Here is a 23,095-nt window from a genome sequence, read left to right on the forward strand (position 1 = left end):
GCCGATCGGTCGCCGGCCCCCGCACCGCACGTTCAGCGTGCGGCGCGCTCGGCCTCGTCGCCGTGCACGACGAGCGCCCACAGGACGAAGACGTCGAGCACGATCGTGATGAGCGACCACCATGGCGTGACCTGCAGGGTCGTGAACTGCGCGATCGCGTTGATGACGACGAGCACGATCGCGACCATGCGCGCCCAGCCCTTGCCGGACAGCAGCGCGAAGCCGGTGAGGACGAGCAGCAACCCGATGACGAGGTGGATCCACCCCCACGTCGACACGTCGAGGACGACGATGCCCGCGTCGGAGACACCGACGAGGCTGTTCGGGGAGAACACGGCGACCAGGCCGCTGATGGCGTTGAAGAAGCCGATCGTGACGAGCACGATGCCGGCGAACCAGACCCAGCCGACCCATGCCGTCACCTGTGACGAGCGTGCCATGCCATCCTCCTGAGAACCGTGGAGCCTCGACCGGACGAGCGTGCGGATCGATCGTGGCACCGGCCGCACGCTTCGGCATCCGGAAGGTCGGCGCGTCCGGGGGCCGCTGCCCGGCGGCGCCGCTAGGTTCGTGGCCATGACGACGCCGACCCCCACCGACGACCCGTGGTCGGGCGTCCCGGACGCCGGCACGCGCCCGGTCCAGCACGACTCGCGGCGCCCGCCGCGGTGGGTGCCGCGCGCCCTCGCGATGGCCGTCGTCGCGGTCTTCGTCGGCATCTTCGCCTGGTACGCCCTCGGTCAGCTCAAGGCGCTGGGCGTCAACATCCTCATCGCGTTCTTCGTCGCGCTCGCGCTCGAGCCGATCGTCGTGTGGCTCGTGCGGCACGGCTGGCGCCGGGGCGCGGCCGCCGCCGTGGCGCTCCTGGGGTCGCTCGTCGGGATCCTCGTCGTGCTGGCGCTGTTCGGGAACCTGTTCGTCCAGCAGCTCGTGCAGCTCGTCCAGTCGATCCCCGCCCTGTACGCGAGCGTCCAGGAATTCGTCTCGGACCGCTTCGACGTCGTCATCCCGGACTCCGACGACCTCCTCAAGCAGGTCATCAACGACTTCGGCGACGACGTCGCGTCCGGCGCCATCATCGTGACGACGACGATCCTCGGCGGCGTCTTCGCGAGCCTGACGATCCTCCTCGTCACCTACTACCTCCTCGCGGCGGGCCCGCGGTTCCGCGCGGCCGTGTGCCGCTGGCTCACGCCGAACCGGCAGGAGGAGGTGCTGCGCCTCTGGGAGATCACCCAGGTCAAGGTGTCGGACTTCATCAACTCGCGCATCGTGCTCGCCGCGCTGTCGAGCGTGTTCACGTTCGTCTTCCTGCTGATCCTCCAGACGCCGTACGCCCTGCCCCTCGCGGTGTTCACGGGCGTCGTCTCGCAGTTCGTCCCCACGATCGGGACCTACATCGGCGGCGCCCTGCCCGTCGCCGTCGCGCTCACGTCGCAGGGGCTGCCGCAGGCCCTGGGCGTGCTCGCGTTCATCATCGGGTACCAGCAGCTCGAGAACCTGTACTTCTCCCCCAAGGTCTCCGCCCGGGCGCTGGAGATGAACCCGGCGGTGAGCTTCGTCGTCGTGCTCGCGTTCGGCGCGGTGTTCGGCGCGCTGGGCGCGTTCCTCGCCCTGCCCATCGCCGCGACGATCCAGGCCGTCGGGAACACCTACCTCCAGCGGCACGAGCTCATCGAGTCGCACATGCTCCACGACCCGGACTCCGAGGGCCACACGCCGGGCAAGGGCAAGAGCAGCGGGAAGGGCGGCGGGAAGGGCGAGGACGACGAGGGTCGCACCGCCCGCCGCCGACGCCGCAACCGCGAGGCGTACCTCGAGGCCGAGCGCACGGTCGACGAGCGGCGCGCCGAGGGCATCGACTGAGCGCAGCGCTCCGCTCCCGGGGGGAACGGCGCGGGCTCGCGGGCCGGGGAGCGCTCAGGCGTTCTCGTCGAAGGCCGCGCGGAGCTTGGCCTCCTCGTCGGCGGAGAGGTTCGTCTGCACGAGCTCGCCGTGGATCCCCTCGGCCTGCAGCGCCTCGTGCACGCGGTCGACGACAGCGCCCGACGTGAGGACGAACAGCGCGGACGTGCCCGGGGTGACCTTGCTGCGCACGGAGTCGATGAAGTCGTCGTCGATGCCGACGTCCGTCAGCGCGCCGGCGATGGCTCCGGACGCCGCGCCGATCGCCGCGCCGAGGAGCGGGACGAAGAACAGGAGCCCGAACAGCAGGCCCCAGAACGTGCCGCCGAGCGCCCCGACGGCGGTCGTGTTGTTCCCCTGGCGGGTCTTCGGCTTCTTCTTGCCCTCCTCCCAGGACACGGTGGCCGCGTCCTGCACCTGGATGAGCTCCTGCTTCTGGAGGGCGAGGAGCGCGTCCTCGGCGCGCTGGGCGCCCTCGGGGGTGTCGAACTTCCACACGGTGAGCGTTGCCACGTCAGACCTCGATCCGGATCGTTCGTTCGGCGGGGGCGCGCCGTCGCGCCCCGTGACGCGTCGAACGTATCCCCGCCTCCCGGGTCGCGCGCGGCGAGCGCGAGGACCCCACGGGGGCCGGGGCGCGGCGCCGCGGCTCCGGATGCGGTGCGGTCGGGTGCGTGGTTCTCTTCCCGTGTGTCCGACGCGCCGGCAGCCGCCACGACGTCGGGTCGCCTCCTGCGGTCCGTGGTGCCGGCCCTCGTCGTCGGGGTCGTCAGCGCCCTGACGCTGCTCGCGCTCTCCGAGCTCGCGACGTGGATCCAGCACCTCGTGTGGGACCGGCTGCCGGAGGCGTGGGGGATCGCGAGCACACGCACGTGGTGGACCGTCCTCGTGCTCACCGTCACCGGGCTGCTCGTGGGCGCCACCGTCCGGTGGGCCCCGGGGCACGCCGGCATCGACCCGGCGACGACGGAGCTCGTCTCCGAGCCGCTCCCCCTGCGCGCCCTGCCCGGTCTCGCGCTCGCCCTCGTCCTCGGCCTCGCCGGCGGGGTGAGCCTCGGGCCCGAGAACCCGATCATCGCCCTCAACGTCGCGCTCGCCGCGTGGTTCCTCTGCCGCCCGCGGTTCGGCGTGCCCGTCGCGGGTGCCGTCGGTCTGGCGCTGGCCGGAACCATCGGCGCGATGTTCGCCACCCCCGTCGCCGCCGCGCTCGTCCTCACGGAGAGCTTCGCGGAGCGCGGCGGGCAGAGCGGTCCCCTCTTCGACCGGCTGTTCGCGCCGCTGGCCGCGGCCGGGGCAGGCGCCGTCACCATGACGGCGGTCGGGGCCCCGACGTTCTCCGTCGACCTGCCCGACTACCCCGGTCCGGCCCTCGGCGACGTCGCGAGCAGCGTGCTGATCGGCGCCGTCGCGGCCCTCGTGACGGCGCTCGCGGTGGTCGCCCTCCCGGTCGTGCACAGGCTGTTCCACCACCTCCGCAGCCCCGTGCTGGCGCTCGGCGCGGGCGGTCTCGTCCTCGGTCTGCTCGGGCTCCTCGGCGGGCCGCTCACGCTGTTCAAGGGCCTCGACGAGATGAAGGAGCTCGCGCAGCAGGCGGACACGTTCGCCTGGTCCACGATCCTGCTCATGGCCGTCGTCAAGGTCGCGGCCCTCGTCGTCGCGGCGGCCGCCGGGTTCCGCGGCGGCCGCATCTTCCCGGCGGTGTTCATCGGCGTCGCGCTGGGCCTCTCGGCGTCGTCCCTCGTGCCCGCCGTCCCGCCCGCGATCGCCGTCTCCGCCGGCGTGCTGGGCGCCGTCCTCGTCGTGGCGCGCGACGGCTGGCTCGCGCTCTTCATGGCGGCCGTGACGGTCGGCGACGTCCACCTGCTCCCGGTGCTCTGCGTGGCCGTCCTGCCGCTGTGGCTCGTCGCCCGCTCGATGCGGCCCCTGCGTGTGGAGGTCCCCCCGGGCACCCCCGAGTTCCCCGCGCTCGCCCCGGCGGCCGACCCGACGACGACCGGGGACGGCGACCGCAGGGCGCGGTGACCGCCGCCGGCGTCGTCAGCCGCGGGTCGTCGCCTCGCGGATCCGCTTGTCCTCCTGACGGCGGTCCCACCACCGGGTGAGGACGAGCCACCCGAGGAGCCAGCCGCCGAGCGCGCTGATCAGCCAGACGACGACCGTCACCCCGATCCACGTGGAGGCCCCGGAGATCTCCAGGCCGTCGCCCACGAGCGTCGCGATCCACAGCGCGAGGAACGTCGACACGAGGCCGATGCCGCCGAGCACCGCGGACGCGTACTTGCGCGCGATGTTGAACACGAAGGGCGCGAGCACCCCCTGGGCCACCGCGAACACGAGGACGGCGACCGTGAAACCGGAGGTGTGCACCGTGACGCCGTCGAAGACGTTCGCGGCGACGAGGAGGCCCACGGCGGCGAGGACCACGTTGATCGCGAAGCTCAGCAGGAACCGGATCATGCCGCAACCGTCCCGCCGCGCGGGAGGTTCCGCAACCGCTGGTGCGGCGCGGGAGCCCCGCCCGTGCGACCTGCCCGGGAGGTCGGGACACCTGCCCCTGGGGCCCGGGACGCCGCCCGGCCGACGCTGCGGAGGCCGTCGCACCGCGCGACGGACCCCGGCCGCGGGACGCGGCCCCGAACGGAAGGTCGTCCCATGCAGGACAGCTCGCTCACCACGCCGTCGGCGGTCGCCGACGGCACGCCCCGCCGCACCCGCGGCACGACGCCCCGCGCGTGGGCCTGGACCGGGGTCGTCGCCGGCGTCCTCGGTCTCGTCTCGATCCAGTCCTCGATGGCGCTCGGCGTCAACTGGGAGGAGACCGCGGGCGACGCGGACGCGATCGTCGCCGACCTCTCCGGCCGCACGGGCACGCAGATCGTGTTCCACACCGCGACGATCGCGTGCGCGCTGCTCGTGCTCGTCTTCGCCGCCGGGCTCAAGCGGCGGCTCGACGGGCAGGCGCCCGCCGGGTCGATCCTCCCGACGGTCGCGGGCTGGGGGCTCGTGCTCGTCTCCGTCGCCGGGCTGCTCGGCTCGGGCCTCGACACGCAGTTCCTGTTCGGCCTCGGCGACACGGCGCTCGTCGTCCCGGAGTCGGGCGCGTTCTACAGCGACTGGGTCGCGACGATCCCGTGGCTGTGGGTCGGGGCGGGCGTCGCGGGCGTCGCGCTCGGCGTCGCGGCGCTGCGGCACGCGGCCGCGCCGCGCTGGCTCGGCGTCGTCGGGTTCGTGCTCGGCGGGCTCGCGCTCCTCACGGGCGTGTCGCCGCTGCAGTACATGGCGGGGTTCGTCGGCCCGATCTGGCTCCTCGTCACCGCGCTCGGCTTCGCCCTCGGGGACCGGCGCTGAGCGCGACGCGCGAGATCGGCGACGCGCGACGAGATCGGCGGGTCCGGTCGGGATCGGCGGTCTGGACCGCCGATCCGGTACGGGACCGCCGATCTCGCCGTCGTCCGCGGCCGGGTGATCTCCCGCCCGGGCCCTTCTCGCCGCGCGTGCCGCGGCCCTACCGTGGGCCCGTGGCCGAGCCCGGGCCCGGCCGCGCCGGGATGCCCCGCACGGGCTGGACGATCGGCGTCCTCGCCTGGGTGCTCGGCGTGTCCGCGCTCGCCCTCCAGCTCACGTCCGGCGTCCCGCTGCTGCTGGGCGACCTCCTGTTCGTCGTCGTCGACGCGACGGTCGCGCTCGTCTACGGCACGGTGGCTGCGGTGGTCCTCGTGCGGCGGCCGCACGTCGTCGGGTGGCTCGTGGCGCTCGCCGCGATCGGCGGCGGGGTCGCGGCCCTGGGCGGCGGGTGGCGCAGCTACGCGTCGACCCACCCCGGCCTGCCCCCGCTCACACCGCTCGCGGACGCCTACGGGTGGGCGTGGGTGCCGGGGACGGTCGGGCTCTTCGTCCTCGTGCCGTGGTTCGTGCGCGGCGGGCGGCTCGGCGCGGGCGCGTGGTGCGGGGTCGCGGGCGGCGTCGCGTCCGTCGCGTTCTTCCTCCTCGCTCCGTCCGACGACCCGCGCCCCGCGATCGGCGGCGTCGTCGTCATGGGGCTCGTCACCGCGGGCGCGACGGCGTGGCGCCGGCTCCGGGGGCCGGTCGAGGAGCGCCGCGGGCTGGGCCTCCTCGCGCTCGGGACCGCGCTCATGGCGCTGTCGTTCCTCCCGCTCCTCGGCACCTGGGCCAGCTCCGACGTGCTCCTCGCGCTCCCCCTCACGCACCTCGCGTGCCAGGCGCTGTTCCCCGCCGCGATCCTCGTGTGCGTGCTGCGCAACCGGCTGTGGGGCATCGACCTCGTGCTGTCGCGCGCGACCGTCGCCGCGATGCTCGCCGTCGGCCTCGCCGTCGTCTACGCGGTGGTGGTCGTGCTCGCGACGACCGTCGTCGACGGCCCCGCCGCGCAGGTCGTCGCGGCGGTCGGGGTCGCGCTCGCGGTGCAGCCCCTGCACACGTGGTTGCGGCACCGCGTGCGCACGCTCGTCTACGGGGAGGGCAACGACCCGGGCCGGGCGGCGCTGAGCGTCGGCCGGCACCTGTCGTCCGCGTCGACGGCCGACGACCTCGTCGTGAGCCTCGCCGTCGGCGTGCGCGAGGCGCTGCGCCTGGAGAGCGTGACGATCGAGCGGTCCGCGCCCGGCCCGACGGCGGACGGCACCCCCGCGGGCACCCCACCGTGGGCAGGCCCCGAGGACCGTCCGGCGGGGGACGCCGTCATGCTCCCCGTGGAGCACGGCGGCCGGGTGCTCGGCCGCGTCCACGTCGTCGCGCGGGCCGGCGAGCGGCTCGACGCCCGGACGCGCGACGCGCTCGAGCAGCTCCTGCCCGTGCTCGGTGCCGGTCTCGCGCTCGCCCGGGGCGCGCACGAGCTCGAGGAGGCGCGCGACGCCACGACCCGCGCGCGCCTCGCCGAGCGGCGCGTGATCCGCCGGGAGCTGCACGACGGCGTCGGGCCGTGGCTCGTGGGCCTGCGCCTCGGGCTCCAGGGCGCGCGGAACACGCTGCGGACCGACCCCGAGGCCGCGGCCGCGGTGCTGGACGCCCTGGGGGTCGAGGTCGCGCAGCGCGTCGACGACGTGCGCGCGCTGTCGCGCAGCCTCCTGCCGCCGTCGCTCGACGAGCACGGTCTGGAGGTCGCGCTCGGCGAGCTCGCGGGGCGGCAGGCCCTCGGCGGGTTCGTCGTGGACGTGCGCTGCGACCCGTGCGTCGGCCTCGACCCGCGCGTCGCCGCGGCCGCGTACGCCATCGCGAGCGAGAGCGTCGTCAACGCCGCCCGCCACTCCGGGGCACAGGAGTGCCGCCTGACGGTCCGGCTCGGGGACGGCGTGCTGGTCGTCACGTGCGAGGACGACGGGCGGGGCGTCGCGCCGGACGCGGTCGCCGGCGTCGGCTCCCGGTCGCTGCGGGAGCGGGCCGACGAGCTCGGCGGGCGGCTCGACGTCGCCGCGCTGCGGGCCGACGGCGAGCGCCCGGGCACGCGGGTCCGCGCCACCCTCCCGCTGGTCCCGGTCGGGGCGCTCGCGCGCGGGGCGGCGTCGTGATCCGGGTCGCGGTCGTCGACGACCACCCCGTGTTCCGGCTCGGCATGGCCGCGCTGCTCGACTCGTTCGACGGCGTGCGCGTCGTGGGGAGCGCGGCGTCGGCGGCCGAGGCGCGGTCGCTGCTCGGTCTCGGCCCCGGTGGCACCGGGGGCGCCGAGGCGCGGGCGGCCGACGTCGTGCTCCTGGACCTCGACCTCGGCGACGGGTCGGGCGTGGACGTGACCCGCGACCTCGTGCGCGCGGACCCGGCCGCGCGCGTGCTGGTCGTGACGATGCACGAGGACGCGGACGCCGTCGTCGCGGCCGTGCGCGCCGGGGCGCGCGGGTTCCTCGTGAAGTCCGCGAGCCCGGCGGAGGTCGAGCGCGCCGTCCGTGCGGTGGCCGACGGCGCGATGATCCTCTCCCCCTCCGTCGCGGACCGGGCGATGGCGTACGTCGTGGGCGGGCGCTCGGCCGTGCGCGCGCCGTTCCCGCAGCTCACCGACCGCGAGCGCGAGGTGCTCGACCTCGTCGCCGCCGGGCTCGACAACGCGTCGATCTCCCGGCGGCTCGTGCTCAGCCCCAAGACCGTGCGCAACCACGTCGCGAACGTCCTCGCCAAGCTCGCCGTCCGGGACCGCGCCGCCGCGATCGTGCGGGCACGCGAGGAGGGGCTGGGCGGCGGCTGACGCTGAGGTCAGGCCTCGTCGTCCTGGATGACCGACAGCACGTTGCCCGCCGGGTCGGTGAACCACGCGATGAGCGGGCCGCCGCCGCGGAAGACGAAGTCGTCGTCCGTCTCGACGGGCGTGCCCGCGTAGCGCTCGAACGGCACGCCGCGCTCGCGGAGCGCGGCGACCGTGCCCGGCACGTCGGCGACCGGGAAGTTCAGCACCGTGAACGACGCCGGGGTGTGGGCGTCGCCCTTCGGGTAGACGAGCACGCGCGCACCGCCGCCGATCTCGAGCCAGAGCATGTCGTCCCCGCTGACGGTGAGGCCGAGGTCGTCGGCGTAGAACCGCCGCGCCGCGTCGACGTCGTCGACCGAGAACCCGCTGAACGCCGTGTCGAGCATGTCTCCTCCTGGGGTCGCGCGGGCCGGTGCCCGCTCTCCCCAGGGTCGACCGCCCGCGGCCCGCGGGCTCATCGGTCGCGTGACGGCGTCAGGCCTCGCGACGCAGGTGCAGCAGCGGGAACGGGCGCCCCTGGTCGTCCGTCTCGGACCTCCCGGTGACCTCGAACCCGAGCGCCCGGTAGAAGGCCAGCGCGCCCGGGTTCTGCTCGTTGACGTCGAGCTCGACGACCGGGAGGCCGCGCCCGACCGCGTCGAGCAGCGCGCGGCCGGTCCCTCGCCCGTGCAGCGCGGGGTCCACGAACAGCATCTCGACCCGGTGCCCGACGGTCCCGGCGAACCCGACCACCCGGCCGTCGACCTCCGCGACCGTCAGGTCGACGGCGCCCAGGTACTCGTCCCGCACCGCGGTCTCGAGCTCGCGCACGTCGTCGGGTCCGAGGAAGTCGTGGGTCGCCTCGACGGCGCGCCGCCAGACGCCGACCAGCGCGTCCGTGTCGTCGGGGCGGGCGGGGCGGAGGACGTGGTCGGTCACGGCACGAGCATGCCAGTGCCACGGCGCAGGGTGCTCCGAGAGCTGAGCGAGCCCCTCCTGCGCAGGAGGGACGCTTGGCACCTGCATCGAGACCTGTCAATATAGAAGCATGTCGATGCAACCACGGTGCCTCCGGATCGCTGCCCCCGACGGTCCGGCACTCCCGTGAGCACCCCCGGCACGGCACCGCGGGCGCGGCTGTCGGCGCTCGACCGGTGGCTGCCGCTGTGGATCGGGCTGGCGATGCTCGTCGGCCTGGCCCTCGGCAGGTTCGTCCCCGCCGTGTCCGACGCGCTCGCCGCGCTGGAGGTCGGCGGGATCTCCCTCCCGATCGCCGTCGGCCTGCTGGTGATGATGTACCCGGTGCTGGCCAAGGTCCGCTACGAGCGGGTGGGTGCGGTCACCGGCGACAAGCGGCTCCTGGCGTCCTCGCTGGTCCTGAACTGGCTGGTCGGGCCGGCGCTGATGTTCGCCCTGGCGTGGGCCTTCCTGCCGGACCTGCCCGAGTACCGCACCGGGCTGATCGTCGTCGGCCTGGCCCGGTGCATCGCCATGGTCGTGATCTGGAACGACCTGGCGTGCGGGGACCGGGAGGCGGCGGCGGTGCTCGTCGCCATCAACTCCGTGTTCCAGGTCGTCGCCTTCTCGTTGCTCGGCTACTTCTACCTCACGGTGCTGCCCGCGTGGCTGGGCCTGGACACCCAGGGCCTGGACGTGTCGGTGGGGCAGATCGCGCTCAACGTGCTCGTGTTCCTCGGCGTTCCGCTGGCCGCCGGGTTCGCCTCGCGCCTGGTCGGGGAGCGCGCCCAGGGCCGCGCCTGGTACGAGGACCGGTTCCTCCCGGTGATCGGACCCTGGGCGTTGTACGGGCTGCTGTTCACGATCGTGCTGCTGTTCGCCCTGCAGGGCGAGGCCGTCACCTCCCACCCGCTCGACGTCGCCCGCATCGCGCTGCCGCTCCTGGTGTACTTCGCCGTCATGTGGGGCATCGGGGTCGTGACCGGCAAGGCCCTGGGCCTGGGGTACGCGCGCACCACGACGCTGGCGTTCACCGCGGCGGGCAACAACTTCGAGCTCGCGATCGCCGTCGCGATCGGCACCTTCGGCGCCACCTCGGGACAGGCCCTGGCGGGCGTCGTCGGCCCGCTCATCGAGGTCCCCGTCCTGGTCGGTCTCGTCTACGTCTCGCTGTGGGTCGCGCGCCGCTGGTTCGCCGTCGACCCCTCCGCCGCGGCGGATCGGGCACCCGAGCCGGAAGAGGTGCGGTCGTGACCGCTCGCAGCCTGCCCTTGACCGTCCGTGACCCCGACTGCACGCCGCAGGTCGACGCGCACGCGATCGGGGCCGAGGTCGCGGGCGCGGTCGCGGTCGCGCTCAAGGCCCTCGCCGAGCCGCTGCGGCTGCGGATGCTGTCGTTCGTGGCGACCTCGCCGACCGGGGAGGCGTGCGTGTGCGACCTCGCCGCCCTGACGGACGTGTCCCAGCCGACCGTGTCGCACCACCTGAAGGTGCTGCGCGACGTCGGCGTGCTGGCCTCGGAGCGGCGCGGCACCTGGGTCTGGTACCGCATCACGCCCGGGTACAAGGCCGCGGTGTCCACCCTGCTGGAGTCGTTCGCCCCGGCCGCGCTCGAGGCGCTCGTCGCCCCGCACGAGCTCACGGGCCTGGAGGACGTCGATGCCGCCCTCGACCACCTCGCGACCGACCTCACCGTCCGCCACCCCGACCTCGCGGCGGGCGTGGTGCTGGCCACCGTGCGCGAGTCCTACACGGCGCTGGCCCGCTCGGCCACGGTGTCCGCGCACCTGCTCACCCTGACCGACCGGTTCGCCCGCCAGCGCCTGGCCGACCTCACCCGCGAGGCCGGCGCACGCCCGCAGGTGCTGTTCGTCTGCGTCGCCAACGCCGGGCGCTCCCAGCTCGCCGCCGCCCTGGTCCGCCGCTACGCCGGCGACCGGGTCGTCGTGCGCTCGGCCGGCTCGACGCCGGCATCGGACGTGCACCCCGCCGTGCAACCCGAGCTCGCCGCGCTCGGCACCACCGAGGGCGAGGCCTACCCCAAGCCGCTGACCGACGACGCGGTCCGCGCAGCCGACGTCGTGATCACGATGGGCTGCGGCGACGTGTGCCCGGTCCTGCCCAGCACCCGGTACGAGGACTGGCTCGTGGGCGACCCGGCCCTGGCCTCCCCGGCCGGGGTCGCCGCGATCCGCGACGAGCTCGACACCCGCGTGCGCGCACTGCTCGCCGAGCTCATGCCCGACCTCGACCTGCCCGCACCCTGAGCCACCGGAGACCACCATGACCGACACCGCTTCGAAGCCGTCCGCCCTGTTCGTCTGCGTCCACAACGCCGGCCGCTCCCAGATGGCCGCCGGGTACCTGCGTGCCCTGTCCGGCGGCGCCGTTGAGGTCCGCTCTGCCGGGTCCGCCCCGGCCGACCAGGTCAACCCCGTCGCCGTCGAGGCCATGCTCGAGGAGGGCATCGACCTCCGCGCCGAGCAGCCCAAGGTCCTCACGACGGACGCGGTCCAGGCGTCCGACGTCGTGATCACCATGGGCTGCGGCGACGCGTGCCCGATCTTCCCCGGCAAGCGCTACGAGGACTGGGCCCTGGCCGACCCCGCCGGGCAGGGCATCGAGTCCGTGCGCCAGATCCGCGACGAGATCCGCAGGCGCGTGCTGACCCTGCTCGACGAGCTCGGTGTCGCCCCGGTCCGCCTCTCGCAGAGCTGAGGGGTCGGCCGAGCGCCGGTCCCGCACAGGAGCGACGCGAGGCCTGTCGCTCACGGGTGGTCTGCGTCGCCCGAGCGGCCGTGCACGACGCCGGTCGCGAACCCGACCCCGGCCGGTGCCCCGACCCCGAGGACGACCGGCTGCGGCGCCGCCGGCGCGGTGCCGCAGCACGACCCGCTCGTGCCCGCGCCGTCCGCCTCCAGGGCGAGGTCGGTCGAGCAGACCCCGGTCGCAGGGAGGTCCAGCTCGACCGCGTCGGCCGCAGCCCGGTCCCCTGCCAGCGCCGCCGCGATCGAGCGCACCTGCTCGTAGCCGGTGGCGAGCAGGAACGTCGGAGCGCGTCCGTAGGACTTCATGCCCGCGAGGTAGAACCCGTCGTCCGGGTGGGACAGCACCTGCTCGCCGTGCGGCGGCACGGTGCCGCAGGAGTGCTGGTTCGGGTCGACGAGCGGAGCGAGCGCCGCGGGTGCCTCCACGACCGGGTCCAGATCGAGGCGCACCTCGCGCAGCATGTCCAGGTCCGGCCGGAAGCCGGTCGCGTCGACGATCTGGTGCACCTCGAGGCTCAGCGCCCCGTCGCGCGCTGTCCCCAGCACCTGGACGGTTCCGGCACCGGGGACGAGCCGTTCGATCGAGACGCGCGTGAGCAGCGTCAGGCGCCCAGCCTCCACGGCGGCCCGCAGGCGCGTGCCGAGCATGCCTCGCGCGGGAAGCTCGTCGTCGGCGCCACCACCGAACAGGCGCCGCGCGGACCCACCGCGGATCGCCCACGTGATCGTGGTGCCCGGCTCGGACTCGGAGAGCTCGACGAGGTTCAGGAGCGTGTTCGCCGCGGAGTGGCCCATCCCGACGACGAGGGTGTCCCGGCCTGCGAACCGGTCGCGCCGGGCGCCGAGCACGTCCGGGAGAGGTCCGGTGACGAACGCAGCCGACTCCTCCTCGCCCACGGCCGGAAGACCCGAGACCCCCAGCGGGTTCGACCTCGAGAACGTCCCCGACGCGTCGATCACCGCGCGGGCCAGCACGTCGGTCACCGTGCCGCCACCGTCCACCGTCCGCACCCGGTACCCGCGCCGCTCCCGCCCGAGGGAGCGCGTCTTGTCCGCACCGTCGCGGGCGACCGACACCGCTCGCGTGCCGGTACGCAGGCGCGGCGCGATCTGCGGCGTCGCGGCCAGCGGAACCAGGTAGCGCCCCACGAGCTCCCCGCCGGTGGGGAGCGCGTCCGGATCCGGCTCCGCCCACCCCGTCGCCTCCAGCAGGCGCCGTGCGGCGGCGTCGACGTCATAGCGCCACGGCGAGAACAACCGCACGTGGCCCCACGACGCCACGGCCGCACCCGGCCCGTCGCCCGCCTCGAGCACGACCGTCTCCAGCCCGCGCTCCAGCAGGTGGGCCGCCGCGGCCAGTCCCACCGGACCCGCACCGATCACCACGACCGGGAGCTCGTCCCGCACCACCTCGACCATGACCACCCCTCGCATTGATGATTATCGATGCGAGCATCGTGGACCACCCATCGATGGGTGTCAATGTGTGGCAGGATGGGCCCATGACGACGGCCACGCTGCCCCCGGCGCTCCCGCGCGGCGCACCGGGCTGCTGCGGGCCGTCCGTCACCCGGGCGGCAGACCCCGACGCCGCGCGCGAGCTCGCGCGCACCTTCAAGGCCCTGGCGGACGCGACGCGAGTCCAGCTCCTCGCGATCGTCGCCGCCCAGGAGGGCCACGAGGCATGCGTGTGCGACCTCACCGAGCCGGTCGGCCTCTCCCAGCCGACCGTCAGCCACCACCTCAAGATCCTGGTCGACGCCGGTCTGCTGACCCGCGAGCAGCGCGGCCGCTGGGCGTACTACTCGCTCGTCCCGGGCGCCCTCGCCCGCGTCGCACGGTCGCTCACGGAGACCGCGGGGAGCTGAGCGCCGCTCTCGCCGCGCACTCCCGTCGTCCTGCGGACCGGGCGCTGGCGGCGTGAGGACGTCGGCCCGCAGCCGGTCGAGGGCTGACCGCCACCCGTCAGGACCGTCGCCCGCGCAGCGCGACGACGGGCCCCGAGAAGAGCGCGATGCCCAGGACGAACCCGACGTCGTACCAGTTCCCGTTGTTGTCGACCTCGTAGATGCTCACCGTGTCCGTGAAGAGGGACACGATGAACGTGACCGGCAGGATCGTCCCCTGCCACAGACCCCACCAGAAGCCGTAGCCGCCGGGGTTCGCCTCCAGGTTCGGCCCGGCCGCGCAGGCTCCCAGGAGCAGGAGCACCCCGAGAGCCAGGACCGCACCGGCACCCCGTCGTGTCGTCGTGGACATGACGCTCACCTCCGGCACCAGTGAACCGCGCGCGGGGAGGGACGGCGACAGCAGGGTCGGCGATGTGCCGCACCGCGCCCACGGGCGGCGCGTCGGTGGGGTGCGGCAGGATGAGGCCATGAGCCCGAGCACGGACGACGACGCCCCCTCGACCAGCACCGCGCCGGGCGGGGAGCTCCTGCTCCTCGACACCGCGAGCCTGTACTTCCGGGCGTTCTTCGGGGTGCCGGACTCGGTCAAGGCGCCGGACGGCACGCCCGTCAACGCGGTGCGCGGCCTTCTCGACATGATCGCGACGCTCGTCACCGACCGTCGTCCGACGCGCCTCGTCGCGTGCTGGGACGAGGACTGGCGGCCGGCCTTCCGGGTCGAGGCCATCCCGTCCTACAAGGCGCACCGTGTCGCGGAGCTCGTCCCGGGCACGACGGGCGTGGAGGAGGTCCCCGAGAAGCTCGTCGCCCAGGTGCCGGTGATCGTCGACGTGCTCGCGGCGCTGGGGATCGCGCGCGTCGGGGCGGCGGGCTACGAGGCGGACGACGTCATCGGCACGCTCACCGCGCGCGAGGTCGCACGCCGAGCAGCGGCGGGCGCCGCGCCGGACCCGTCGGGGCGGGCGGCGGTCGAGGTCGTCACGGGCGACCGCGACCTGTTCCAGCTCGTGGACGACGCCGCGGGCGTGCGCGTGCTCTACCCGACGAAGGGCGTGAAGAACCTCGACGTCGTCGACCAGGCGCGCCTGCGCGAGCGGTACGGCGTCGCGACGGGTGCGGCCTACGCGGACATGGCGGTGCTGCGCGGCGACCCGAGCGACGGCCTGCCGGGCGTCCCCGGCATCGGCGAGAAGACGGCGGTCGCCCTCCTCGAGAAGTACGGCGACCTCGCGGGCGTGCTCGCCGCGCGCGAGGCCGGCGACCCCGGGCTGACCGCGACCCAGCGCCGTCGGCTCGAGGAGGCGGCGTCCTACCTGAGGGTGGCCCCGCTCGTCGTGCGCGTCGCCCCCGACGCTCCGGTGGGCGAGGTCAGCGATGCCCTGCCCCGCACCCCCGCGGACCCCGACGCGCTCGCCGAGCTCACCGAGCGGTGGGGACTCGGGACGTCCGTCCGGCGGCTCGTGGACGCCCTGGGCGGCTGACGCCCGACGGCTGCTGACACCTGACGACGCCGCGCCGGGACGCAACGGACGAGGGCGCCACGACCGGGGCGGCAGACTGGGTGCGCCGCGGCACCGCGGCGCACCCGACCCCGCCTGGAGGCGATCCGTGGCTCTCGTCCGTTGCAGCTTCTACTCCGACGTGCTCGAGGTGAGCACGTCGATGACCGTCGTGCTCCCCCAGGCCACGTCGACCCAGATCGGCATGGCCGGGTCGGCGAGCGCCCGCGCCGAGGGCACCCCGGTGCTCTACCTGCTGCACGGCATGAGCGATGACGAGACCATCTGGACGCGCCGGACGTCGATCGAGCGGTACGTCGCCGACCGCGGGCTGGCCGTCGTGATGCCGCGCGTGGAGCGCAGCTTCTACGCCGACGAGGTCCACGGGCACCGGTACTGGACGTTCCTGTCCGAGGAGCTGCCGAGCCTCGTCGACCAGTTCTTCCGCGTGTCGACGCGCCGAGAGGACACGTTCGTCGCGGGGCTGTCGATGGGCGGGTACGGCGCGTTCCGCTGGGCGCTGCGGCACCCCGGGCGCTTCGCGGCGGCGGCGAGCCTGTCCGGGGTGCTCGACCTCGCCGACGAGTCGTACCGCGAGCGGCGGCTGCCGGACATCGAGCGCGTGTTCGGCGACCGCGAGATCGCGGGGTCGGACGACGACCTGCTGGCCCTGCTGCGCCGCGCCGCCGCCGAGGGCCGCACGGCCGACCTCCCCGACCTGTTCCTCGCGTGCGGGACGGAGGACTTCCTCGTCGACGGCAACCGGGCGTTCGAGCGGGTGGCCGATGAGTCCGGCGTGCCGCTGCGGTCGGAGTTCTCGCCCGGGACGCACGAGTGGGGCTTCTGGGACCGCACGATCCAGGTCGTCCTCGACTGGCTGCCGCTGGCCGGGACGCCACGAACCTGACGCGGCGCCCTCCCTACCCCTCGGGCATGTCACAGACCGTGCCCGCGCGTCGTCGTCCAGGTGACCTGACCGCACCTCCGGCCGTGCAGCGCGCACACCGCGACGAAGGGGACCAGCACCATGACCGCCTCCACCACGTTCTCGCCCACCGACGTCGCCGCGCTGCGGGACCGCGTCACGGGACGCGTCCTCGCGCGCGGCGACCTGCCCGACGGCGGCCCGACCGCCGCGGAGGCCGTCGCCGCGCACAGCACGCTCGTCGCGCACGACCCCGACGTCGCCGTGCTCGCGGAGACGGAGGCCGACGTCGTCGAGGCCGTGCGGTTCGCGGCCCACCACGGGTTGCCCGTGCGGTCGCACGCGACGGGCCACGGCGAGTCGTCTCCGATCACGGACGGCCTCGTGCTCGGGACGAGCGGCCTCGCAGGCGTCGAGGTCGACCCGGCGACGCGGATCGCGCGCATCGGTGCCGGGACGCGCTGGAGCGCGGTCGTCGACGCGGCGGCGGAGCACGGGCTCGCGCCCGTCACGGGGTCGTCGACCTCCGTCGGGGTCGTCGGGTACACGCTCGGCGGCGGGTACGGGCCCCTGACGCGCAGCCACGGCCTCACCTCGGACCGAGTGCGCGGCTTCCGGGTCGTGCTCGCCGACGGGTCCGTCGTCGAGGCGGGTCCGGACACCGAGCCGGACCTCTTCTGGGCGCTGCGCGGCGGGAAGGGCGGGCTCGGCGTCGTGACGCGGCTCGACCTCGAGCTCGTGCCGCTGCGCACGCTGTACGCGGGGTCGCTCACGTTCGACGCCCCGCACGTCGAGGAGGTCCTGCGCGGCTGGGCGGCATGGACCGCGACCGCGCCCGACGACGTCACCACCTCGGTCGCTGTGCTCGCCCTCCCGGACCTCCCGTTCGTCCCGGAGCACCTGCGCGGCCGCACGGTGCTCGCCCTGCGCTTCGCCTACCCGGGCGACGCCGCGGAGGGCGAGCGCCTCGCCGCGCCGCTGCGGGCCCTCGCGCCGGCCCTCGCCGACACGGTCGGCGAGCTGCCCGTGACGGCCGTCGCGACGATCCACGCGGACCCGGAGGACGCCGGGCCGTCGTGGGTCTACGGCGCGGGCCTGCGCGAGGTCGACGGCGAGTTCCTCGACCGGTTCCTCGCCGAGCTCGGGCCAGGCAGCGGGTCGCCGTTCGTCGCGGCCGAGCTGCGGCACGTCGGCGGCGCCGGGGCGCGCGACGTCGAGGGCGGGTCCGCCGCGGGCGGCCGCACCGCCGGGTTCCTGCTGAGCCTCGTGGGCGTCAACCCGCCGCGGCTGCCCGACATGGCCGCCGCCGCGGCCTCGTTCGCGCAGTGGTCGCAGCCGTGGGCCGCGACGGAGACGAACATCAACTTCCTGCCCGGGCCCTGGACGGACGAGACGCTCGCCCGCGCGTGGTCGCCCGAGACCGCGGGGCGCCTCGCGTCGGTCCGCTCGGCGTACGACCCGACGAGCCTGTTCGCCTGGCGCGTGTGACCCGGCCCGCCCCCGGCCCCCCGGGGGCGGACCCTCCCGTCACACGGCGAACAGGGCGGTGAGCCGCGGGAGGCGGCGCGCGTTCTCCTCGTCGTCGTCGAAGTCCCACTGCTCGCCGACGGGTTCGGCGAGGGCGCGGCCCGACGACGTCCGCTCCCGAGCCGTGTAGTACGCCTCGTCGTCCTCGCCGGTCGCGCGGGACCACGCGTCCCCCACGAGCGAGTCCAGCGACTCGAACCCGAACCAGGGCGACCCGGCGTCGGCCATCGCGGCGACGACGGGGTGGTCGGCGAGCGTGTCCGGGTCGGCCAGGGTGCGCTCGAACGTCGCGCGCCCCGCGAGGACGAGCCCGTCGCGGAAGTCCATGAAGGCGTCGTCGCTGCACCCGCCCTCGACGAGGTAGGCCGCGCCCCAGACCGGCCACGCGTAGGCGTCGCGCGCCACGGCCCCCGCGACGTCGGCGAACGCCAGGATCTCGTCGGCGGTGAGCCGCTCGACGAGGAGGTCGGTGAGGGCGCCGGGCAGCGGGTCGTCCTCCGCACCGCGGTCGTCGGCACCCGCGCCCGCCCGCTCGCGCGCCGTCTCGACGACGCTCCAGAAGGTCTCTCGGTCCATGGCGCGGACGGTACGGCGCGGCACCCACAGGCCCATCGCGGCCGATCCCCTAACCTCAGCCCATGACGACGCACAGCTCCGGGTCCGGCCGGGGCTCCGACCTGCCCCTTCCGTTCGCCGCGACCTCGACCGAGGGCATGGCCGCACGGTGGGTTCGGTGGGTCGCGGCGGCCGGGCCCTGGCGCACCCCCCTTGCCGATCCGACCGGCGAGGACGCCGCGAGGAACCAACCGCGCGACGTCTGGTTCCTCGCAGGCACGACCGGCGGCGTCGAACGCCGGCACATCACCGTGCCCGCACAGACGCCCCTCTTCGGGCCGGCGTTCTGCATGTGGTCGAGCGACGTGCTGGGCCGTGACGACCTGCCGGACGCCTACGGCTCCGTGACCGTGGACGGTGAGCCCCGTCCCACGACGCCCACCGGGACGCCGTCGCCCTTCGACGTCCGGGGCGTCTGGCTGAACCCGGTCACCCGGACGCGACGAACCGTCCCCCTGTCCGTGTGGGGCGTGTGGGCGGAGATCCCGCCGCTGGCGCCCGGGCGGCACGAGATCGTCCTCGACGGCGGCGACGGTCACGGGTTCACGGTCGGCGTGCACTTCACCGTCGACGTGACGCGCGACTGACCCCGTCCGGCTCACCTCCCGGTGTGCCGCGCGAGGATCGCGTGCGCGTCGGTGCCGCGGGGCAGGACGCCGTACCCGTGGCCGCGGTCCTCGCCGAGCCGCGCGGCGACGAACGCGTCGGCCATGCCCGACGGCGCGTGCCGCACCACGAGCGACGCCTGGAGCGCGAGGGCGAGCGACTCCACGACGCGGCGGGCCTGCGCCTGCTGCGCCCCGGCGTCGGCCCCCGCGACCTCCGCGAGCAGGCGGCGGGTGCGCACGACGTGCGCGTCGAGGACGGGGTGCGCGCCCGCCGTCGTGGCGAGCTCCGCCTCGAACGCCGCGACGGACGCGGGCTCGCGGCCCATGGCGCGGAGCACGTCGAGCGCGATGACGTTGCCCGACCCCTCCCAGATCGCCATGACCGGCTGCTCGCGGTAGCGGCGCGCGAGCGGGAACGCCTCGGTGTACCCGTTGCCGCCGAGGCACTCCATCGCCTCGTACGCGTGGTGCGGCCCGCGCTTGCACACCCAGTACTTGCTCACGGCCGTCGCGAGGCGGCGGAACGCGCGGTCGTGCTCGGACTCGCCGTCGTGCGCGGCGGCGAGGCGCACCGACGTGAGCGTCGCGGCCTCGGACTCGAGCGCGAGGTCCGCGAGCACCGCGGTCATCGCGGGCTGGTCCACGAGCGCCGCACCGAACGCGCTCCGGTGCCGCGCGTGCCACAGGGCCTCGGTGACCGCCTGGCGCATGCCCGCGGCCGAGCCGTGCACGCAGTCCAGCCGCGTGCGCGACACCATCTCGATGATCGTCCGCACACCCCGGCCCGGCTCCCCGACGAGGAACCCGACGGTGCCGTCGAGCTCGATCTCCGACGACGCGTTCGACCGGTTGCCCAGCTTCTCCTTGAGGCGCTGGATGCGAAAGACGTTGCGCGTGCCGTCCTCCAGCACGCGCGGCACGAGGAAGCACGACGGCGCCCCCTCGCCCGGTGCGCCCGGCACCTGCGCGAGCACGAGGAACGCGTCGGACATCGGCGCCGAGCAGAACCACTTGTGCCCGGTCAGCAGGTAGGCGCCGTCCGCCCCGGCGGGCACCGCCGTCGTCGCGTTCGCGCGCACGTCCGAGCCGCCCTGCTTCTCCGTCATCGCCATGCCGACGAGCACGCCGGGCTTGCTCCCCGGGGCTGCGAGGGCGCCGTCGTACCCGCGGGAGAGCAGGCGCGGCTCCCAGACCGCGGCGAGCGACGGCGCGTGCCGCAGCGAGGGCACCGCCGCGTGCGTCATGGAGACCGGGCACGCGTGGCCCGGCTCGACCTGCGCGAACAGCGAGAACACCGCACCCCGCACGACGTTCGCCCCCGGCCCGGGCTCCGCCCACGCGCTCGTGTGCGCGCCGTGCGCGACAGCCGCCCCGATCACCTCGTGGTACGCGGGGTGGTACTCGACCTCGTCGATGCGGTGGCCCCGGCGGTCGTGCGTGCGCAGCACGGGCTCGTGGACGTTCGCGAGCTCGGCCGCGCGCTGGAGGTCGCCCGTCCCGACGAGCGCGCCGACCTCGACGAGCCGGTCCTCGCCCCACGCGCCGCCGTACGCGTGCACCGCCTCGCGCAGCACGGGGTGTTCGAGGTACTCGTTGACCCCCTCGCGCTCGGGCGGCTGGTTGGTCACGCGGTGGGTCGTGCTGGGTGCCGGGCGCGAGACGGCGCCGGCGGCGGTCCCTGCGGCCCGGCTGGGGGCGTCGCTGCGGGTGTCGGTCGGGGTCACGGTGTCCTCCTGCGGCTCTGCGGGTGGCTCGGTCGGTGCGGCGGTGCTCGGGGTGCTCTCGGACGGGCGGGCGGGCGGGGCGGGTCAGGCGGGAGCGGGCGCCACCGCCCGCGCGCCCACGGCCCCCAGGCAGAAGCGCTGGATCGTGGCCACGACGGCGTCCCGCTCGCCCGAGGTCGGAGCGGGGCCCGCGGTCCGAACGTCGCGGGCCGCGGCGAGCGGGGACAGCGGGCCGGTGAGCGACTCGCCGATCGCGCCGACGAGCGCGGTCGCGACGACGTCGACGTCCTGGTCGGGGATCTCGCCCGCCGCGACGCCGTCGCGCACGACGTCCGCGAACGTCGTCGCGTAGGCGCGGCGGTACTCGAGGCGCGCGGCGTCCACGGCCGGGTCGACGGGCTCGAGCAGGAGCGCCCACGCGAGCGTCGGGCCGCGCAGCGCGCGCCGCGCGAACGTGTCGACGGCGCGGCCGAGGCGCGCCGCGGTGCCGCCGCCCGGCGGGTCGTCGGGGCGCGCGGCGGCGGCCGCGCGCACCGCGTCGAGCTCGACGTCGGCCGCCTGGCGGAACACCGCGACGAGCAGGTCGGCCTTCGTCGGGAAGTACGAGTAGACGCCGCCGGTGCTCACCCCGGCGCGCGCCGCGAGCGCCTGCACGCTCGCGCCGGCGAACCCGTGCGCGGCGACGATCGTCCGCGCCGCGTCCAGCAGGGCGTCACGCTTGCGCTCGCGCGCGGCGCGCGTCGCCGGGGTCTCGCGGTAGGCCACGGGCCCTCCCTCGCCGTCGGGTGAACCGCCTCGGGGCGGCTTCCACGAAGAATTGAAGCATGATTCAATTCATCGCGGTACCGGCCCGCCGGGCCGGGCGGGCGTCGACGAGGACGCCGCGCACGACGTCGAGGAGGACGACATGCACCTGGGCAGCATGCTCGAGAGCACGGCACGCAAGGTCCCGGCCAAGGAAGCGCTCGTGCTGGGCGAGCGCCGCCTCACGTACGCCGAGCTCGACGCGGCCGCACGCCGCGCCGCGGCGGTCTTCCGGGACGCCGGCGTGCGCCCCGGCGACCGGGTCACGGTGATGACCTACAACACGCCGGGCTTCGTCGTCGCGGCGTTCGGCCTGTGGCGCGCGGGCGCCGTGCTCGTCCCCGTCAACCACAAGCTCCAGGCTCCCGAGGTCGCGCGGCTCGTCGCCCACAGCGGCGCCGTGCTGGGCGTCGCGGACGCGACCCTCGCCCCCGTCGTCGCCGCCGCCGCGCCCCAGGTGCGCTGGCTGTGGACGGAGGCGAGCGCCGTCGCGCAGGACTCGGCGGATGCGGAGGGGACGCGGGAGCACGACGACTTCGACGCGCTCGTCGCGGCCGCCGAGCCGTGGGACGGCGTGCCGCCGGACCAGGACACCATCGCCCAGGTGCTCTACACGTCCGGCACGACGGCGGCCCCCAAGGGCTGCGAGCACACCCACCGCGGGCTGAGCTCGGTCGCGGCCTACACGACTGCGGCCGTCGGGCTGCGGGCGGACGACCGCTTCCTCCTCGCGATGCCGATCTGGCACGCCTCGCCGCTCAACAACTGGTTCCTCTCGATGGTGTTCCTCGGCGGCACGACCGTGCTGCTGCGCGAGTACCACCCGATCGAGATGCTGCGGACGGTCGCGGCCGAGCGCACGACCGCGTTCTTCGGCGCGCCCATCGCGTACGTCGCGCCGCTCCAGGTCGCCGCCGCGCAGGGCATCGACCTGTCGACGTTCGACCTGTCGAGCGCGCGCCTGTGGCTCGCGGGCGGCGCGCCCGTCGGCGCCGACACCGTGCGGGCGATCCGCGCCGCCTACCCGGGCGAGCTGCACCAGGTCTACGGCATGAGCGAGATGGGGCCGGTCGGCACCGCGCTCGGCCCGGCCGACCAGGAGCGCAAGGCGGGCTCGATCGGGGACGCGGGCATGCCCGGCGTCGACGTGCGGGTCGTGGACCTCGACGGGAACGACGTCGGCCCGGGCGGGACCGGGGAGATCTGGCTGCGGTCGGACACCCGGATGGTCGGCTACCTCGACGACCCGGAGGCGACCGAGGCCGTGCTCGTGGGCGACTGGTACCGCACGGGCGACGTCGTGCGCGTCGACGAGGACGGGTACCTGTTCATCGTCGACCGGCTCAAGGACGTCATCATCACGGGGGGCGAGAACGTCTACTCCCAGGAGGTCGAGGAGGCGCTGCGCGGGTCGCCGGAGGTCGCGGACGTCGCCGTCGTCGGGCGGCCGCACGCCGACTGGGGCGAGACGGTCGTCGCGTTCGTCGTCCCCGCACCCGGCGCCGAGCCGACGCTCGACTCGCTGCGCGCGTTCCTCGCCGACCGGCTCGCGCGCTACAAGGTGCCGCGCGACGTCGCGCTCGTGACCGAGCTCCCCCGCAACCCCTCCGGCAAGCTCACCAAGCACGTCCTGCGATCGCGCGTGCGGGAGGGGACGACGGTGGCCTGAGGCCGGGGAGCC

The 23,095-nt window shown here is 75.2% G+C and carries 24 protein-coding genes; 14 read left to right on the forward strand and 10 right to left on the reverse strand.

Annotation, left to right across the window (positions count from 1 at the left end; all coding sequences use genetic code 11):
* Positions 1 to 32: 32 nt before the first annotated feature.
* Positions 33 to 440 carry a DUF7144 family membrane protein gene (locus ABIE39_RS11265; protein ID WP_175008834.1) on the reverse strand — a complete coding sequence of 136 codons (408 nt, stop codon included), beginning with the start codon at positions 438 to 440 and terminating at the stop codon, positions 33 to 35.
* Between the two features lie 136 nt (positions 441 to 576).
* Between ABIE39_RS11265 and ABIE39_RS11270 the strand changes: the two genes are divergently transcribed.
* A complete protein-coding gene (locus tag ABIE39_RS11270; protein ID WP_354051774.1) occupies positions 577 to 1,866 on the forward strand; it encodes an AI-2E family transporter in 1,290 nt (429 codons plus the stop codon).
* Between the two features lie 54 nt (positions 1,867 to 1,920).
* On the opposite strand, the gene ABIE39_RS11275 is transcribed toward ABIE39_RS11270, so the two are convergent.
* Positions 1,921 to 2,418 carry a DUF1269 domain-containing protein gene (locus ABIE39_RS11275; RefSeq protein ID WP_043656289.1) on the reverse strand — a complete coding sequence of 166 codons (498 nt, stop codon included), beginning with the start codon at positions 2,416 to 2,418 and terminating at the stop codon, positions 1,921 to 1,923.
* Positions 2,419 to 2,595: 177 nt separating this feature from the next.
* Here ABIE39_RS11275 and ABIE39_RS11280 point away from each other — a divergent pair, with 177 nt between their 5' ends.
* Entirely contained in the window at positions 2,596 to 3,927 is a 1,332-nt protein-coding gene (locus tag ABIE39_RS11280; RefSeq protein WP_354051776.1) for an ion channel protein, read from the forward strand.
* A 15-nt stretch (positions 3,928 to 3,942) separates the two neighbouring features.
* Here the strand turns inward: ABIE39_RS11280 and ABIE39_RS11285 are convergent, their stop codons facing one another.
* Positions 3,943 to 4,362 carry a phage holin family protein gene (locus ABIE39_RS11285; protein ID WP_354051778.1) on the reverse strand — a complete coding sequence of 140 codons (420 nt, stop codon included), beginning with the start codon at positions 4,360 to 4,362 and terminating at the stop codon, positions 3,943 to 3,945.
* A 195-nt stretch (positions 4,363 to 4,557) separates the two neighbouring features.
* Between ABIE39_RS11285 and ABIE39_RS11290 the strand changes: the two genes are divergently transcribed.
* From ABIE39_RS11290 to ABIE39_RS11300, 3 genes are all read left to right on the forward strand, one after another.
* Entirely contained in the window at positions 4,558 to 5,253 is a 696-nt protein-coding gene (locus ABIE39_RS11290) for a hypothetical protein (protein ID WP_354051779.1), read from the forward strand.
* Between the two features lie 170 nt (positions 5,254 to 5,423).
* Complete coding sequence (locus ABIE39_RS11295; RefSeq protein WP_354051781.1) at positions 5,424 to 7,430, forward strand: sensor histidine kinase; 2,007 nt, start codon at positions 5,424 to 5,426, stop codon at positions 7,428 to 7,430.
* Entirely contained in the window at positions 7,427 to 8,098 is a 672-nt protein-coding gene (locus ABIE39_RS11300; RefSeq protein ID WP_354051783.1) for a response regulator, read from the forward strand. The genes ABIE39_RS11295 and ABIE39_RS11300 overlap by 4 nt, the downstream gene beginning before the upstream one ends.
* An 8-nt stretch (positions 8,099 to 8,106) precedes the next feature.
* On the opposite strand, the gene ABIE39_RS11305 is transcribed toward ABIE39_RS11300, so the two are convergent.
* A complete protein-coding gene (locus ABIE39_RS11305) occupies positions 8,107 to 8,484 on the reverse strand; it encodes a VOC family protein (protein WP_085386846.1) in 378 nt (125 codons plus the stop codon).
* A gap of 88 nt (positions 8,485 to 8,572) precedes the next feature.
* Complete coding sequence (locus tag ABIE39_RS11310) at positions 8,573 to 9,016, reverse strand: acetyltransferase (protein ID WP_354051785.1); 444 nt, start codon at positions 9,014 to 9,016, stop codon at positions 8,573 to 8,575.
* Between the two features lie 165 nt (positions 9,017 to 9,181).
* On the opposite strand from ABIE39_RS11310, the gene arsB reads away from it, so the two are divergent.
* Genes arsB through ABIE39_RS11325 form a run of 3 tightly spaced genes read left to right on the forward strand, consistent with a single transcriptional unit; the run spans position 9,182 to position 11,752 of the window.
* Positions 9,182 to 10,288: an ACR3 family arsenite efflux transporter gene (gene arsB, locus ABIE39_RS11315; RefSeq protein ID WP_175008840.1), complete on the forward strand. Its 1,107-nt coding sequence runs from the start codon at positions 9,182 to 9,184 to the stop codon at positions 10,286 to 10,288.
* Entirely contained in the window at positions 10,285 to 11,301 is a 1,017-nt protein-coding gene (locus ABIE39_RS11320) for a metalloregulator ArsR/SmtB family transcription factor (protein WP_354051786.1), read from the forward strand. Before arsB ends, ABIE39_RS11320 begins: the two co-directional genes overlap by 4 nt.
* Positions 11,302 to 11,317: 16 nt before the next feature.
* Positions 11,318 to 11,752 (forward strand): arsenate reductase ArsC, encoded by a 435-nt coding sequence (locus ABIE39_RS11325; protein ID WP_209827891.1) that lies wholly within the window; start codon positions 11,318 to 11,320, stop codon positions 11,750 to 11,752.
* Between the two features lie 50 nt (positions 11,753 to 11,802).
* Here the strand turns inward: ABIE39_RS11325 and ABIE39_RS11330 are convergent, their stop codons facing one another.
* On the reverse strand, positions 11,803 to 13,221 hold the full coding sequence (locus ABIE39_RS11330) for an FAD-dependent oxidoreductase (RefSeq protein ID WP_354051855.1): 1,419 nt from the start codon (positions 13,219 to 13,221) through the stop codon (positions 11,803 to 11,805).
* A gap of 83 nt (positions 13,222 to 13,304) precedes the next feature.
* On the opposite strand from ABIE39_RS11330, the gene ABIE39_RS11335 reads away from it, so the two are divergent.
* On the forward strand, positions 13,305 to 13,670 hold the full coding sequence (locus ABIE39_RS11335; protein WP_114552814.1) for a metalloregulator ArsR/SmtB family transcription factor: 366 nt from the start codon (positions 13,305 to 13,307) through the stop codon (positions 13,668 to 13,670).
* Between the two features lie 97 nt (positions 13,671 to 13,767).
* Here ABIE39_RS11335 and ABIE39_RS11340 read toward each other — a convergent pair whose 3' ends face one another.
* A complete protein-coding gene (locus ABIE39_RS11340; RefSeq protein WP_175008842.1) occupies positions 13,768 to 14,061 on the reverse strand; it encodes a hypothetical protein in 294 nt (97 codons plus the stop codon).
* Between the two features lie 118 nt (positions 14,062 to 14,179).
* Between ABIE39_RS11340 and ABIE39_RS11345 the strand changes: the two genes are divergently transcribed.
* The 3 genes from ABIE39_RS11345 (at position 14,180) to ABIE39_RS11355 (ending at position 17,624) form a co-directional block, all read left to right on the forward strand.
* Positions 14,180 to 15,193 carry a 5'-3' exonuclease gene (locus tag ABIE39_RS11345; RefSeq protein ID WP_354051788.1) on the forward strand — a complete coding sequence of 338 codons (1,014 nt, stop codon included), beginning with the start codon at positions 14,180 to 14,182 and terminating at the stop codon, positions 15,191 to 15,193.
* 127 nt (positions 15,194 to 15,320) lie between these two features.
* On the forward strand, positions 15,321 to 16,118 hold the full coding sequence (locus ABIE39_RS11350) for an alpha/beta hydrolase (RefSeq protein ID WP_354051790.1): 798 nt from the start codon (positions 15,321 to 15,323) through the stop codon (positions 16,116 to 16,118).
* A 120-nt stretch (positions 16,119 to 16,238) separates the two neighbouring features.
* The gene (locus tag ABIE39_RS11355; RefSeq protein ID WP_209827885.1) at positions 16,239 to 17,624 is read left to right on the forward strand and encodes an FAD-binding oxidoreductase; all 1,386 of its coding nucleotides are present in this window, start codon (positions 16,239 to 16,241) and stop codon (positions 17,622 to 17,624) included.
* Between the two features lie 39 nt (positions 17,625 to 17,663).
* Here the strand turns inward: ABIE39_RS11355 and ABIE39_RS11360 are convergent, their stop codons facing one another.
* Positions 17,664 to 18,239 carry a DUF4240 domain-containing protein gene (locus ABIE39_RS11360; RefSeq protein WP_175008845.1) on the reverse strand — a complete coding sequence of 192 codons (576 nt, stop codon included), beginning with the start codon at positions 18,237 to 18,239 and terminating at the stop codon, positions 17,664 to 17,666.
* Positions 18,240 to 18,301: 62 nt separating this feature from the next.
* Here ABIE39_RS11360 and ABIE39_RS11365 point away from each other — a divergent pair, with 62 nt between their 5' ends.
* Positions 18,302 to 18,865: a hypothetical protein gene (locus ABIE39_RS11365; RefSeq protein ID WP_175008846.1), complete on the forward strand. Its 564-nt coding sequence runs from the start codon at positions 18,302 to 18,304 to the stop codon at positions 18,863 to 18,865.
* Between the two features lie 11 nt (positions 18,866 to 18,876).
* Here ABIE39_RS11365 and ABIE39_RS11370 read toward each other — a convergent pair whose 3' ends face one another.
* Both ABIE39_RS11370 and ABIE39_RS11375 read right to left on the reverse strand, forming a co-directional pair.
* On the reverse strand, positions 18,877 to 20,610 hold the full coding sequence (locus tag ABIE39_RS11370; RefSeq protein WP_354051792.1) for an acyl-CoA dehydrogenase family protein: 1,734 nt from the start codon (positions 20,608 to 20,610) through the stop codon (positions 18,877 to 18,879).
* Between the two features lie 84 nt (positions 20,611 to 20,694).
* Complete coding sequence (locus tag ABIE39_RS11375; protein WP_175008847.1) at positions 20,695 to 21,375, reverse strand: TetR family transcriptional regulator; 681 nt, start codon at positions 21,373 to 21,375, stop codon at positions 20,695 to 20,697.
* 142 nt (positions 21,376 to 21,517) lie between these two features.
* Between ABIE39_RS11375 and ABIE39_RS11380 the strand changes: the two genes are divergently transcribed.
* Entirely contained in the window at positions 21,518 to 23,083 is a 1,566-nt protein-coding gene (locus tag ABIE39_RS11380; RefSeq protein WP_175008848.1) for an AMP-binding protein, read from the forward strand.
* Positions 23,084 to 23,095: the final 12 nt, after the last annotated feature.

Source organism: Cellulosimicrobium sp. 4261 (assembly GCF_040546915.1).
GTDB classification, from domain to species: domain Bacteria; phylum Actinomycetota; class Actinomycetes; order Actinomycetales; family Cellulomonadaceae; genus Cellulosimicrobium; species Cellulosimicrobium cinnabarinum.

Coding starts and splice junctions, on each gene's coding strand:
- ABIE39_RS11340 (WP_175008842.1), bottom strand. CDS start 14,061: ATGTCCACGACGACACGACGGGGTGCCGGTGCGGTCCTGGCTCTCGGG.
- ABIE39_RS11360 (WP_175008845.1), bottom strand. CDS start 18,239: ATGGACCGAGAGACCTTCTGGAGCGTCGTCGAGACGGCGCGCGAGCGG.
- ABIE39_RS11270 (WP_354051774.1), top strand. CDS start 577: ATGACGACGCCGACCCCCACCGACGACCCGTGGTCGGGCGTCCCGGAC.
- ABIE39_RS11330 (WP_354051855.1), bottom strand. CDS start 13,221: ATGGTCGAGGTGGTGCGGGACGAGCTCCCGGTCGTGGTGATCGGTGCG.
- ABIE39_RS11380 (WP_175008848.1), top strand. CDS start 21,518: ATGCACCTGGGCAGCATGCTCGAGAGCACGGCACGCAAGGTCCCGGCC.
- ABIE39_RS11365 (WP_175008846.1), top strand. CDS start 18,302: ATGACGACGCACAGCTCCGGGTCCGGCCGGGGCTCCGACCTGCCCCTT.
- ABIE39_RS11355 (WP_209827885.1), top strand. CDS start 16,239: ATGACCGCCTCCACCACGTTCTCGCCCACCGACGTCGCCGCGCTGCGG.
- ABIE39_RS11285 (WP_354051778.1), bottom strand. CDS start 4,362: ATGATCCGGTTCCTGCTGAGCTTCGCGATCAACGTGGTCCTCGCCGCC.
- ABIE39_RS11335 (WP_114552814.1), top strand. CDS start 13,305: ATGACGACGGCCACGCTGCCCCCGGCGCTCCCGCGCGGCGCACCGGGC.
- ABIE39_RS11325 (WP_209827891.1), top strand. CDS start 11,318: ATGACCGACACCGCTTCGAAGCCGTCCGCCCTGTTCGTCTGCGTCCAC.
- ABIE39_RS11345 (WP_354051788.1), top strand. CDS start 14,180: ATGAGCCCGAGCACGGACGACGACGCCCCCTCGACCAGCACCGCGCCG.
- ABIE39_RS11290 (WP_354051779.1), top strand. CDS start 4,558: ATGCAGGACAGCTCGCTCACCACGCCGTCGGCGGTCGCCGACGGCACG.
- ABIE39_RS11265 (WP_175008834.1), bottom strand. CDS start 440: ATGGCACGCTCGTCACAGGTGACGGCATGGGTCGGCTGGGTCTGGTTC.
- ABIE39_RS11305 (WP_085386846.1), bottom strand. CDS start 8,484: ATGCTCGACACGGCGTTCAGCGGGTTCTCGGTCGACGACGTCGACGCG.